Source organism: Acidiphilium sp. PM (genome assembly GCF_000219295.1).
GTDB classification, from domain to species: domain Bacteria; phylum Pseudomonadota; class Alphaproteobacteria; order Acetobacterales; family Acetobacteraceae; genus Acidiphilium; species Acidiphilium multivorum.
Genome location: NZ_AFPR01000557.1, coordinates 1 through 12687, shown reverse-complemented (window position 1 = coordinate 12687; position 12687 = coordinate 1). Strand labels below are relative to the sequence as shown.

9 protein-coding genes are annotated in these 12687 nt (G+C 69.4%); 4 read left to right on the top strand and 5 right to left on the bottom strand.

Annotation, left to right across the window (positions count from 1 at the left end):
- Positions 1-144: 144 nt before the first annotated feature.
- Complete coding sequence (rho, locus tag APM_RS18085; RefSeq protein ID WP_007424843.1) at positions 145-1419, bottom strand: transcription termination factor Rho; 1275 nt, start codon at positions 1417-1419, stop codon at positions 145-147.
- Between the two features lie 243 nt (positions 1420-1662).
- On the opposite strand from rho, the gene APM_RS18075 reads away from it, so the two are divergent.
- The 3 genes from APM_RS18075 to tldD are packed head-to-tail and all read left to right on the top strand — an operon-like array spanning position 1663 to position 5287.
- Positions 1663-2766 carry a COX15/CtaA family protein gene (locus APM_RS18075; RefSeq protein ID WP_007424841.1) on the top strand — a complete coding sequence of 368 codons (1104 nt, stop codon included), beginning with the start codon at positions 1663-1665 and terminating at the stop codon, positions 2764-2766.
- Positions 2763-3839, top strand: a complete 1077-nt coding sequence (locus tag APM_RS18070) for a COX15/CtaA family protein (protein WP_007424842.1) — start codon at positions 2763-2765, stop codon at positions 3837-3839. The genes APM_RS18075 and APM_RS18070 overlap by 4 nt, the downstream gene beginning before the upstream one ends.
- The gene (tldD, locus tag APM_RS18065; protein WP_007424840.1) at positions 3836-5287 is read left to right on the top strand and encodes a metalloprotease TldD; all 1452 of its coding nucleotides are present in this window, start codon (positions 3836-3838) and stop codon (positions 5285-5287) included. Before APM_RS18070 ends, tldD begins: the two co-directional genes overlap by 4 nt.
- A 61-nt stretch (positions 5288-5348) precedes the next feature.
- Here the strand turns inward: tldD and APM_RS18060 are convergent, their stop codons facing one another.
- The 3 genes from APM_RS18060 to tkt all read right to left on the bottom strand — a co-directional run bounded on the left by APM_RS18060 (position 5349) and on the right by tkt (position 9653).
- Complete coding sequence (locus tag APM_RS18060; RefSeq protein WP_007424839.1) at positions 5349-6542, bottom strand: phosphoglycerate kinase; 1194 nt, start codon at positions 6540-6542, stop codon at positions 5349-5351.
- Positions 6542-7555: a type I glyceraldehyde-3-phosphate dehydrogenase gene (gene gap, locus APM_RS18055; RefSeq protein ID WP_007424838.1), complete on the bottom strand. Its 1014-nt coding sequence runs from the start codon at positions 7553-7555 to the stop codon at positions 6542-6544. The genes APM_RS18060 and gap overlap by 1 nt, the downstream gene beginning before the upstream one ends.
- A gap of 64 nt (positions 7556-7619) precedes the next feature.
- Positions 7620-9653, bottom strand: a complete 2034-nt coding sequence (gene tkt, locus APM_RS18050) for a transketolase (RefSeq protein WP_007424837.1) — start codon at positions 9651-9653, stop codon at positions 7620-7622.
- Positions 9654-9932: 279 nt separating this feature from the next.
- Here tkt and APM_RS18045 point away from each other — a divergent pair, with 279 nt between their 5' ends.
- Positions 9933-11684, top strand: coding sequence for an ABC transporter ATP-binding protein/permease (locus tag APM_RS18045; protein ID WP_007424836.1), 1752 nt, complete (start codon positions 9933-9935; stop codon positions 11682-11684).
- A 12-nt stretch (positions 11685-11696) separates the two neighbouring features.
- Here the strand turns inward: APM_RS18045 and APM_RS18040 are convergent, their stop codons facing one another.
- Positions 11697-12602: a glycosyltransferase gene (locus APM_RS18040; protein ID WP_007424835.1), complete on the bottom strand. Its 906-nt coding sequence runs from the start codon at positions 12600-12602 to the stop codon at positions 11697-11699.
- Positions 12603-12687: the final 85 nt, after the last annotated feature.

Here is a 12687-nt window from a genome sequence, read left to right as displayed (position 1 = left end):
CGCCGAGGCTGAGGCCGAAGCCCGCCGCCCTGCCGCGCCCCGCCGCCGCCCGGCTGACCAGCAGGAAGGCCGGGCCGGGGCTGATCATGCCGATGAAGTTGGCGAGCGCCAGTTCGGCCAGCGGCAGCGCGTAGGGCGACATGGTCAGGTGTTCATGGCCTCGAAGAAGTCGTTGTTGGTCTTGCTGTATTTGAGCTTGTCGAGCAGGAAGTCCATGGCCTCGCCCGGGCCCATCGGGTTGAGGATGCGGCGCAGCACCCACATTTTCGACAGGGTCGCGCGCTCGACCAGCAGCTCCTCCTTGCGGGTGCCGGACTTGGTGATGTCGATCGCCGGGAAGGTGCGCTTGTCGGAGAGCTTGCGGTCGAGGATGAGCTCGGAGTTGCCGGTGCCCTTGAACTCCTCGAAGATCACCTCGTCCATGCGGCTGCCGGTGTCGATCAGCGCGGTGGCGATGATGGTCAGCGAGCCGCCTTCCTCGATGTTGCGCGCGGCGCCGAAGAAGCGCTTCGGCTTCTGCAGGGCGTTGGCGTCGACGCCGCCGGTGAGCACCTTGCCCGAGGAGGGGACGACCGCGTTGTAGGCGCGGGCGAGGCGGGTGATCGAGTCGAGCAGGATCACCACGTCGCGCTTGTGCTCGACGAGGCGCTTGGCCTTTTCCAGCACCATCTCGGTGACCTGGACGTGGCGGGTGGCCGGCTCGTCGAAGGTGGAGGCGACGACCTCGCCCTTCACGGTGCGGGCCATGTCGGTCACTTCCTCGGGGCGCTCGTCGATCAGCAGGACGATGAGGAAGGCCTCGGGGTGGTTGGCCGAGATCGAGGTGGCGATGCTCTGCAGCATCACCGTCTTGCCGGTGCGCGGCGGGGCGACGATGAGGGCGCGCTGGCCCTTGCCGATCGGGGCGATGAGATCCATCACCCGGGCCGTGTAGTCCTTCTGCTGGCCCTTGGGCGGCGGCGGCGCGTCCTCGATCTCCATCTGCAGGCGCTGGTTGGGATAGAGCGGGGTGAGGTTGTCGAAATTGATGCGGTGGCGCACCGCGTCCGGCGCCTCGAAATTGATCGTGTCGACCTTCTGCAGCGAGAAATAGCGCTCGCCTTCCTTGGGCGCGCGGATCTCGCCGGCGACGGTGTCGCCGGTGCGCAGGCCGAAGCGGCGGATCTGCGCGGGGGAGACGTAGATGTCGTCCGGGCCGGGGAGGTAGTTGCTCTGCGGGCTGCGCAGGAAGCCGAACCCGTCGGGCAGGGTTTCCAGCGTGCCGTCGCCATGGATCGCCTGGTCGTTCTCGGCATAGGCCTTGAGAATGGCGAACATCATGTCCTGCTTGCGCAGCGACGACGCGTTTTCGACCTGAAGCTCCTCGGCGAGGCTGAGCAGGTCGGTGGGGGATTTGGCCTTGAGTTCGGCGAGCTTCATGGAGAATCCGGGACAGGATGAGCCCGTTCGGAAAAAGGGACGGGCGGGTGCGGAGAATTGTGGAGGGGCCCGTTGCGGGCCGGAAGCGGCGGGCGTGTCTGTCCCGCTCGACGATCAGATGGCGCAACTGGGGCGCGAGGTCAAGATTGCTCGATGGAACAAGGTGGGCGGGCGCGCGGGTTTACAAGCGGGGTTTCGGGTGCAAATCGGGGGGCAGGATCGGCAGAGTCGGGATTTGGACTGATGGCATCGCAATCGGTGGCGGGTATCGGCGGCAGGACGGCGGCGGGCGAGGCGCGGGCGGCGAGCCCGGAAAGCCGGCGGATGGTCGCGATCTGGCTGTTCGTCAGCTTCGCGCTGATCGTCGAGATGTTCGGGATCGGCGCCTATGTGCAGAACATGAACGCCGGCCTGTCGATCATGGCGTGGCAGCCGGTCTCGGGCGTGATCCCGCCGCTGACCCATGCGGCGTGGGAGCGGATGTTCGCGCTCTACAAGACGATTCCGCAATACAAGGAGCTCAATCGCGGCATGGACCTCGCCGGGTTCAAGGCGATCTTCTGGCCGGAATGGATCCACCGGATGTGGGGGCGGCTGCTCGGCTTCGACTTCGGCGTGCCGCTGGTCTGGTTCCTCTGGACCGGGCGGATCGAGCGGCGGCTGCGGCCCTGGCTGGTGACGCTGTTCATCCTGGGCGGGGTGCAGGGGCTGATCGGCTGGTGGATGGTCGCCTCCGGCTTCCAGCCGGGGCTGACCGAGGTGTCGGTGTTCCGGCTCTCGGTGCATTACTGTTTCGCCACCCTGCTCGCCATCGCCGTGTTCGCCACCGCGCTGACCGTGCTGAAGCCGGCCGAGACGCGGCTGCCGCCGGAGGAGGCCGCGCGCTATGCGGGGGCGCGGCGGATGGCGATGGGCTCGATCGTGCTGATCTCGATCGCCATCGTGGCGGGGACGTTCCTGTCGGGCACGCATGCCTACACGATCGACAACACCTTCCCGCTGATGCAGGGGCGCTGGGTGCCGCCGGATTACGCAGCGCTGCACCCGTTCTGGAGGAACTTCTTCCTCAACAAGGCGGCGACGCAGTTCGACCACCGGCTGCTCGGCACTGTGGCGGCGGTGGGCGTGCTGGCGGCGGTGGTGGCGGCGATCCGCGCCGACCTGCCGGCGCGGGCGCGCGATGCGTTCCTGGTGATGGGCGCGCTGCTGATCGTGCAGTATATTCTCGGCGTGACCACGCTCGTTTCCAAGATTCTCGATATCGGCATCGTGCACCAGCTCAACGCGGTGCTGCTGCTGGCGGCCGCGGTGTGGGCCTGGTTCGAGCTGCGCGGGCGGCCGGCATGAGCGGTGCGGCGGCGCGGGGGGTCCGGCTGGTTGGCACCTGGCTGCTCGTCATCTGCTTCATGATCTTCGGCATGGTGGTGGGCGGCGGCCATGCGCGGACGATCGGCGCGGGGTTCGTGATCCAGACCTGGCAGCCCTTCACCGGCATCGTCCCGCCGCTGACCCATGCCGCCTGGGAGCGCGCCTTCGGCCTCTACAAGGCGACGGCGCAGTATCAGGCGATGCAGCCGAAGATGACGCTGGGGCAGTTCCAGTCGCTCTACCTGCCGATGTTCCTCGACCGCGACTGGGGGCGGCTGATGGCGGTGGTGTTCCTGGTGCCGCTGGCGGTCTTCCGGCTGCGGGGGCGGATTTCGAACCGGCTGACCGCCTGGCTGCTGTTCCTGTTCGCGCTCGGCGCCGGCGAGGCGACGATGGGCTGGTACATGACCTATGAGGGCATGACGAGCCGCATCCTGCAGCCCTCGCCGCTGTATCTCGGGCCGCATTTCGTGCTGGCGATGCTGATCTTCACCGCCATGCTGTGGACGGCGCTGACGCTGCGCAACCCCGAGCCGGCGATTCTGCCGGGTCTTGCCCGGCTGCGCGGGCTGCTGAGCGTCTCGATCGGGCTGATCATCGCCACGATCGGGCTCGGCGCGCTGGTGGCGGCGAGCGGGGCGCTCAAGGTGTACAACACGTTTCCGCTGATGGACGGGCACGCGCTGCCGCCGCACGCGCTGGCGATGCACCCGCTCTGGCTCAATTTCCTCGCCAACAAGGCGACGGTGCAGTTCGAGCACCGGGTGGCGGCGACGGTGACGGCGATCGTCGTCGTCGTTGCCGCGGCGATGGGGCTGCGCGCGCCGGTGGGGGCGAAGGCGCGCGACCTGTTCCTGCTCTTGGCCGGGCTGGTTTCGCTCCAATATATCCTGGGCATGAGCACGCTGGTCTCGGGCATGGCCGAACTCGGCTATGTGCACGAGCTGAACGCCGTGCTGCTGCTCGCCGCCTGCATCGCCTGCCGCCACGCGCTGCGCGGCGCCACGGCGGCGGTGCCGCTTCCCGTCTATGAGATGAAGGCCGCTGAATGATGTCCGACACGATGCAAGACATGCTCGCCACCGCCGACCGGCTGTTCCACGGCAATGACGGGCTCGACGTGATCGAGGCGCGGCGGGCCATCGCCCCCGTGCTGGAGGCCGCCGACGATGGCGAGCTGTTCCTGGAATATCGCGAATCGGAGGTGGTGAGCCTGGATGACGGGCGGATCCGCAACGCGAATTTCGACAGCCGGCGCGGCTTCGGCCTGCGCGCGGTGACCGGCGAGGCGGCGGTCTATGCCCATGCCGGGGAGATTTCCGACGCGGCCCTGGCGCGCGCGGTGGAGACGCTGCGGGCGGCGCGGCAGGGCGATGCCGGCACTGTGGCGGTCGCCCCCGCGGCGGCGACGCGCAGGCTCTATACCGGGCATAATCCGCTGGCGGAGATGCCCTTCGCGGCGCGGGCGGCGCTGCTCGGCGAGATCGACGCCTATGCCCGCGGCGCCGATCCGCGCGTGGTGCAGGTGATGGCGAGCCTGGCCGGCGAGTGGCAGGTGGTCGAGATCGTGCGGGCGGATGGGGTGCGCGTGGCCGATGTGCGGCCGCTGGTGGTGCTGCATGTGTCCGTGGTGATGGAGCAGGACGGGCGGCGCGAATCGGGCGGCCACGGCGCCGGCGGGCGCGCGACCTATGAGGGCGTGACGGCGCCGGCCTTCTGGCGGGCGGCGGTGGACGAATCGATCCGCAAGGCGGCGCTGAACCTCGACAGCGTGCCGGCGCCGGCGGGCGAGATGCCGGTGGTGCTGGGCGCGGGCTGGCCGGGCATTCTGCTCCACGAGGCGATCGGCCATGGGCTGGAGGGCGATTTCAACCGCAAGAAGACCTCGGCCTTCGCCGGGCTGATGGGCAAGCGCGTCGGCTCGAAGGGGGTCACCGTGGTCGATGACGGCACGATCCCCGACCGGCGCGGCTCGCTCAGCGTGGATGACGAGGGGACGCCGAGCGGGCGCACCGTGCTGATCGAGGACGGCATCCTGACCGGCTACATGCAGGACCGGCAGAACGCGCGGCTGATGGGCATGGCGCCGACGGGCAACGGGCGGCGGCAGTCCTACGCGCATCTGCCGATGCCGCGGATGACCAACACCATCATGCTGGAGGGCGAGGCGAGCCGGGAGGACATGATCCGCTCGGTGAAGCGCGGCATCTATGCGGCGAATTTCGGCGGCGGGCAGGTGGACATCACCTCGGGCAAGTTCGTGTTCACCGCCTCGGAGGCCTACATGATCGAGGATGGGCGGGTCGGCGCGCCGGTGAAGGGGGCGACGCTGATCGGCAACGGGCCGGACGCGCTGACCCGGGTGGAGATGATCGGCAACGACCTCGAACTCGACCCCGGCATCGGCACCTGCGGCAAGAACGGGCAGGGCGTGCCGGTGGGCGTGGGGCAGCCGAGCATCCTGATCGGCGGGCTGACCGTGGGCGGCACCGCCTCCTGAAACGGCAACCGCCGGCCCGGGGGACCGGACCGGCGGCTTCTGGCGTGGCGCGTTGCGCGGATCAGCGCGGCGCGAGCGCTGCGACGCCCGGCAGGGTCTTGCCTTCCATCCATTCGAGGAAGGCGCCGCCGGCCGAGGAGACGTAGGTCAGGCGGTCGGTGACGCCGGCGAGGCGGAGCGCCGCCACCGTATCGCCGCCGCCGGCGACCGAGATCAGCCCGCCGGCCGTGGCTTCCGCCACCGCGATGGCGAGGCGCATGGTCGAGGTGTCGAAGGGCGGGGTCTCGAAGGCGCCGAGCGGGCCGTTCCAGATCAGCGTCTTCAGTTCCTTCACCGCCGCGATGATCGTCTCGGTGGTGGCGGGGCCGACATCGAGCGCCATCGCGTTCGCCGGCACCGCGTTCGCCGGCACGGTTTCGGTGGGCGGGTTCGGCGCAAAGGTTTCGCTGACCACGAAATCCGACGGCAGCAGGATGCGGCAGCCATGCGTCGCCGCCGATTCGACGATGGCGCGGGCGGTGTCGTGCAGGGCGGGTTCCTGCAGCGACTTTCCGAGTTCCGCGCCCTGGGCGGCGAGGAAGGTGTTCGCCATCGCGCCGCCGATCACCAGCAGGTCGACCTTGGTGATCAGGTTGGTCAGCAGGTCGAGCTTGGTGGAGACTTTCGAGCCGCCGACGATGGCGCCGACCGGCCGCTTCGGGTGGCTGAGCGCGGCTTCGAGGGCGGCGAGCTCGGCCTGCATCAGCCGGCCGGCATAGGCGGGCAGGAGATGGGCGAGACCCTCGGTGGTGGCGTGGGCGCGGTGGGCGGCGGAGAAGGCGTCGTTGACGAAGATGTCGCCATTGGCGGCGATCGCCTTCGCCAGGGCAGGGTCGTTGCTCTCCTCGCCGGGATGGAAGCGGGTGTTCTCCAGCACGAGGATGTCGCCCTCCGCCATCGCGGCGACGGCGGCCCCGGCCTCGGGGCCGATGCAGTCAGCGGCGAAGGCGGTGGGCCGGCGCAGCACCGCGCCGAGCGCGGCGGCGACCGGGCGGAGCGACATGTCCGGCACGACCTTGCCCTTCGGCCGGTCGAAATGCGAGAGCACGATCACCTTCGCCCCCTTGCCGGCGAGTTCGACGATGGTCGGCGAGAGGCGCTCGATGCGGGTGAGGTCGGTGATCCGGCCGTCGCGTAGCGGGACGTTGAGGTCGGCGCGCACGAGGACGCGCTTTCCCCTGACATCGACCCCGTCGAGCGGGCGCCAGTCCGCCATCAGAGCGACCCGAACAGGGCGGCGGTGTCGCTCATCCGGTTCGAGAAGCCCCATTCATTGTCGTACCAGCCCATGACGCGGGTGAGCGCGTTGTCGATCACCGCGGTCTGCGGCGCGTCGAAGCTGCAGGAATAGGCGACGTGGTTGAAGTCGGCGCTGACCAGGGCCTCGGTCGAATAGTCGAGAATGCCCTTGAGCTTGCCCTCGGAAGCCGCCTTCATCGCCGCGTTGATCTCGTCCTTGCTGGCCTGCTTCTTCAGGTTCACGTCGAGCGAGACGAGCGAGACGTTCGGGGTGGGCACGCGGATCGCGGTGCCGTCGAGCTTGCCCTTGAGCTCGGGCAGGACGAGGCCGACGGCGCGGGCCGCACCCGTGGTGGTCGGGATCATCGAGAGGGCGGCGGCGCGGGCGCGGTGACGGTCCTTGTGCAGGGTGTCCACCGTCTTCTGGTCGCCGGTGTAGGAGTGGATGGTGACCATGTAGCCGCGCTCGATCCCGAAGGCCTCGTGCAGCACCATCGCCATCGGCGCGAGGCAGTTGGTGGTGCAGGAGGCGTTGGAGATGATCGTCATGTCCTTGGTCAGCGTGTGGTGGTTCACGCCGTAGACGATGGTGGCGTCCACCCCGTCGGCCGGGGCGGAGACCAGGACCTTGCGGGCGCCGGCCTCGATCAGCTTCGCCGCGGCGTCGCGCTTGGTGAACAGGCCGGTGCATTCCATCGCCACGTCGACGCCCTGCATCGGCACCTTCGCCGGGTCGCGCTCGGCGGAGACGCGGATCGGCGCGTAGGTGCGGCCGGCATTGGTGATGACGATGCTGTCGCCCTTCACCTCGACCGTGCCGGGGAAGCGGCCATGCACCGAGTCGTAGCGGAGCAGGTGGGCGTTGTCCTCGACGCTTCCGAGGTCGTTGATCAGGACGCATTCGACGTCGGAACGCCCGCTCTCGATCATCGCGCGCAGCACGAGGCGCCCGATGCGGCCGAATCCGTTGATCGCGACTTTGACGGTCATGTGAAGAAGTCTCCCTCGAAAACGTTCAGGTGAGCCGGAGGCGGTAGTGGTGTTGGCGGCGGGATTACAGCTTCGCCTTCACCGCCGCAACGACCGCCTCGGCGGTGATGCCGAAATGCTGGAACAGCTTCTGGTAGGGCGCGCTGGCGCCGAAGCCGTGCATGCCGATGAAGGTGCCGTCGGCCCCGAGCAGGCGTTCCCAGCCGAAGCCGACCGCGGCCTCGACGCCGACGCGCGGAGCCTCGCCCAGCACCTCGGTGCGGTAGCCGGGGTCCTGGCGTTCGAGCAGTTCGAAGCTCGGCACCGAGGCGACGGCGACGGTGATTCCCTCCGCCGCCAGCATCTCGCGCGCCTTGAGCGCGAGGGCGACTTCCGAGCCGGTGGCGAGGATGGTGGCGCGGCGCGGCCCCGCGGCCGGGGCGACGACATAGCCGCCGCGGGCGGAGAGGTTTTCAGCGCCGTGGTCGCGCGGCAGGGTCGGCATCGCCTGGCGGCTGAGCACGAGCAGGACCGGGCCGTCCTTGTGCTTCAGCGCGATGTCCCAGCATTCGGCGGTCTCCATCGCGTCGCCGGGGCGCAGCACGAGGACGTTGGGCATGGCGCGGAACGAGGCGAGGTGCTCGACCGGCTGGTGGGTCGGCCCGTCCTCGCCGAGGCCGATCGAATCGTGGGTGAGCACGAAGATCGAGCGGATGCGCATCAGCGCGGCGAGGCGGATGGCGGGGCGGCAATAGTCGGAGAAGATGAAGAACGTGCCGCCATAGGGGATCAGCCCGCCATGCAGGGCGAGGCCGTTCAGCGTCGTGCCCATGCCGTGCTCGCGCACGCCGAAATGGATGTAGCGGCCGGCGTGGTCCTTCGCCGTGAACACGCCCATCGACTTCACGAAGGTGTTGTTCGAGGGGGTGAGGTCGGCCGAGCCGCCGACCATTTCGGGGACCACGGGCACCACGGCGTCGAGCGCCATCTGGCTGGCCTGGCGGGTGGCGACGTTGGGCTTCTCGGCGGCGATCTTCTCGCGCAGGGCGGCCATCGCGGCGGTGTAGTCGGCCGGCAGGTCGCCGGCGAGGGCGGCATCGAAGGCGGCGCGCTGGTTGCTCGCCGCGTGGCGCTTCGTCCAGGCGCGGTGGGCGCCGGCGCTGCGCGATCCGGCCGCGCGCCAGGGGGCGAGGATGTCGTCCGGCACGGTGAAGGGCGGCGCGGTCCAGCCGAGCAGGGCCTTGGCGGCGGCGGCCTCGTCGGCGCCGAGGGGCGAGCCGTGGGTGGCCGGGGTGCCGGCCTTTTTCGGCGCGCCGAAGCCGATGATGGTGCGGCAGGCGATCAGCGTCGGCTTGCGGCTGCGCAGGGCGAAGCGGATGGCGGATTCGATCTGCTCGGGGTCGTGCCCGTCGATCCGGCGGGTGGCCCAGCCATAGCCGGCGAAGCGCTTCAGCACGTCGTCGGTCATCGCGATGTCGGTGCCGCCGTCGATCGAGATCGAGTTGTCGTCGTAGAAGACGGTGAGCTTGTCGAGGCCGAGATGGCCGGCGATGGCGCAGGCCTCGTGGGACACGCCCTCCATCATGTCGCCATCCGAGGCGATGACCCAGGTGCGGTGATCGACCAGGCCCTTGCCGAAGCGGGCGGCGAGCATGCGCTCGGCGAGGGCGAAGCCGGTCGCCGTGGAGATGCCCTGGCCGAGCGGGCCGGTGGTCATTTCGATGGCGGGATGCTCGATCCGCTCGGGATGGCCGGCGGCGCGGGCGCCGAGCTGGCGGAACTGGCGCAGATCGTCGATCGACATGCCCTCGTAGCCGGTGAGGTGCAGCAGCGCGTAGAGCAGCATCGAGCCGTGGCCGGCGGAGAGGATGAAGCGGTCGCGGTCGGGCCAGTGGGGATCGGCCGCGTCGAACTTCATGAACTTCGTCCACAGCACCGTCGCGACATCGGCCATGCCCATCGGCATGCCGGGATGGCCGGACTTCGCGGCCTCGACGCCGTCGATCGCGAGCGCGCGGACGGCGTTGGCAAGCCGGCGGGTCTCGGTCATCGGGCGGGCGAGGACCGCCTTCTGGCGCTCCAGCGCAATCTCGTTGCCGGCGGTGTCGCTACTGGCCATGTCATCCCTCCTGTTCGGGTCCCGGTCTTAAGACCCGCGCCCGGCATCGGCAAGTCAGCTTTGATTCATGCCCGTTAAGCATAATTAAGCCCGAAGGGACGCGCGTCATGTTCGGGAAGTTTGAAGCCGGGGCACGATGTTCAACCGCGGGACGGGCCGGCGCGCTCACGATGGCGCGAGAGCGGCGGGGCGTTCGGCGGATCGCGGCGCCGCCCCGGCTGGCCTTGCGGCGCCGGCGCCTATATGGGGGCGGGACGACAAGTGGATGCGGAGACAGAGATGGACGACGACCTCGCCCGGACCGGATTTTTTCACCGCCTGCTCTATGTGGCGACGCCGTTCTTTCGCTCGGAACAGCGGCTGGCGGCCTGGGGGCTGCTGGCCGTCAACGTCATCACCGTGCTGGTGATCGTGGCGATGAACTATGCGCTGACGGTCTGGAACGGCTCGTTCTTCGACGCGATGCAGCGCTACGACGTGGCGGAGATCTGGCGGCTGTTCGGCATCTTTCTCGGGCTGGCGGCGATGGTCGTGGTGATCAACACCGCGAGCCAGTATTTCGCGCAGATCTTCCAGATCCGCTGGCGGCGCTGGATGACCGGGCACATGGTCGATGGCTGGATGGACCGCGAGGCGCATTACCGGATGCAGCTCGACGACCGCGGCATCGACAATCCCGACCAGCGCATCTCCGACGACATCGACTTCTTCACCGGGCAGACGGTGAACCTGCCGCTGAGCGCGCTGCAATCGGTGGTGACGATCGTCTCGTTCTCGGTGATGCTGTGGCTGCTGAGCCGCAACCTGCGGCTGTTCGGCCTGTATATCCCCGGCCTGCTGCTGTGGATGAACCTGATCTACGCGATCGGCGGGACCTGGCTGATCCTGCTCATCGGCAAGCCGCTGTTCTGGCTGAACAACATCCAGCAGCGGGCGCAGGGCAATTTCCGCTTCGAGCTGATCCGGGTGCGGGACAATTCCGAGGCGATCGCCACCGCGCATAGCGGCGATGCGGAGGCGACGCGGCTGAAGCGGACCTTCGCGCCGGTGGTCGAGATCTTCTACCGCCGGGTCTACCGGACGGTGTTCGTCAATACCTTCAACTTCTCGTTCAACACGCTGGGCGGGCTGCTCGCCTTCGGCCTGGTGATCCCGTCCTATCTCGCCAAGCGGATCCTGATCGGCACCGTGTCGCAGACCAACAACGCGTTCGGCCAGACGCAGCAGGCCTTCGCGTTCATCCTCAACAATTTCAGCTCGATCGGGCAGGGCTATCTGTCGATCACCGAATGGCGCGCGGTGGTCGACCGTCTCTACACGCTGGAGGTGAGCCTGCGGCGGCATCACGCGGCGGCGACGGCGCCGCGCATCGCCTATGCGCGCGGGGACGAGGCGGGGCTCGCGATCGAGGGGCTGACGCTGACGCTGCCGGACGGGCGGAAGCTGCTGGAAGGGCTGGACATCGCGATCGGGCCGGGCGAGCGGGTGCTGATCAGCGGGCCGACCGGGTCGGGCAAGAGCACGCTGGTGCGCGCGATCGCGGGGATCTGGCCGTTCGGCGAGGGGCGGGTGACGATGCCCGCCGGCCGGGTGCTGTTCGTGCCGCAGCGGCCCTATCTGCCGAACGGAAAGCTGATCGAGAGCATCGCCTTCCCCTATGGCGAGGCGCTGGAGCCGGCGCGCGTCGCGGCGATGCTGGAGCGGGTCGGGCTCGGGCATCTCGCCGGGCGGCTGGAGGCCGAGCAGGCCTGGGACCGCGAACTGTCGCTCGGCGAACAGCAGCGGATCGGCTTCGCGCGCTGCGTGCTGCTGCGGCCGGAGGTGGTGATCCTGGACGAGGCGACCTCGTCGCTCGACGAGGATTACGAGGCGCGGATGTATCGCACGCTGCTCGACGAGCTGCCGGGGGTGACGCTGGTCAGCGTCGGGCACCGCTCCACCATCATCCGCTACCACGCGCGGCGGCTGCGGCTGACCGGGGATGGCGGCTGGCGGGTGGAGGCGCTGGCGGCGGAGACGCCGGCGGCCTGACCCGCGGCGGGATCAGCCGAGCACGAACCAGAGGCGGAAGAGCAGGTTTTCCAGCACCGTCTGCCGCGTCAGGCCGGGGCAGCGCATGGCGCTGAGGCGCGGCGCGAAGCCGCCCTCGAGCCCGGCGGAGATCCGCGCCAGATCGGCGCGGGCGGCGGCGGTGAGCAGGTCGCCATGCGCTTCGAGCTGGCGGACATGGCGTCGCATCATCGTCATGAAGATGTCGGGGCCGCGGCGGATCGCGCCGAGGGCGCGCGCCACGGTCGTGCGCGGCGAGCCGATCAGGTTGTCCTTGTGCTGGCGGTAGAGGACGACGGGCTCGGGGTCGATGGTGATGGCGCCGCCGCAGGCGCTGACGACGATGTAGCTCCACCAGTCATGCACGGTGCCGGAGGGGCCGGGGATGCGGTTGACCATGTCGGCGGCGGCGCGGTTCATCACCGCCGTGTTGCCGTGGACCACGTTCTGCGTGAGGCAGGCGGGAAAGCCGGGCTTGCGGGCGGGCAGGGCGGAGAGCTTGCGGCCCTGCAGCGCGGCATCGACCAGGTATTGCCGTGCGGTGTAGAGGCGCGCGCCCGCACCCGGGCCGCGCAGCGCCGCGCGGGCGCGGGCGAGTTTTTCCGGCAGCCAGACATCGTCCTGGTCGGCGAAGGCGATGAGTTCGGCGTCCCCCGCCTCGGCGAGCAGGGCGAGGAAGCTCTGGCCGGCGCCGAGATGGAAGCCGGAATGCGCCACCTCGACGCAGCGGCCGGCGCCGAGGCCTGCGGCGAAGCTGGCCATGATCTCGCGCGTGGAGTCGGAGGATCCGTCATCGCGCCAGAGGAGGCGCCAGTCCTGGTCGGTCTGCGCTGCGAAGCTTGCGAGCTGTTCGGGGAGGAAGCGCGTTCCGTTGAAGGTGGAGAGGAGGATGGTGATCACGGTGTTTCGTCCTGCGCGAGGATTGCGGGGACGATGCGGGCGGTGGCGTCTTTCCAGTGTGGGAGGGCGAGGGCGAAGGTTTGGC

Coding starts and splice junctions, on each gene's coding strand:
- APM_RS18070 (WP_007424842.1), top strand. CDS start 2,763: ATGAGCGGTGCGGCGGCGCGGGGGGTCCGGCTGGTTGGCACCTGGCTG.
- rho (WP_007424843.1), bottom strand. CDS start 1,419: ATGAAGCTCGCCGAACTCAAGGCCAAATCCCCCACCGACCTGCTCAGC.
- gap (WP_007424838.1), bottom strand. CDS start 7,555: ATGACCGTCAAAGTCGCGATCAACGGATTCGGCCGCATCGGGCGCCTC.
- APM_RS18060 (WP_007424839.1), bottom strand. CDS start 6,542: ATGGCGGACTGGCGCCCGCTCGACGGGGTCGATGTCAGGGGAAAGCGC.
- tkt (WP_007424837.1), bottom strand. CDS start 9,653: ATGGCCAGTAGCGACACCGCCGGCAACGAGATTGCGCTGGAGCGCCAG.
- APM_RS18075 (WP_007424841.1), top strand. CDS start 1,663: ATGGCATCGCAATCGGTGGCGGGTATCGGCGGCAGGACGGCGGCGGGC.
- APM_RS18045 (WP_007424836.1), top strand. CDS start 9,933: ATGGACGACGACCTCGCCCGGACCGGATTTTTTCACCGCCTGCTCTAT.
- tldD (WP_007424840.1), top strand. CDS start 3,836: ATGATGTCCGACACGATGCAAGACATGCTCGCCACCGCCGACCGGCTG.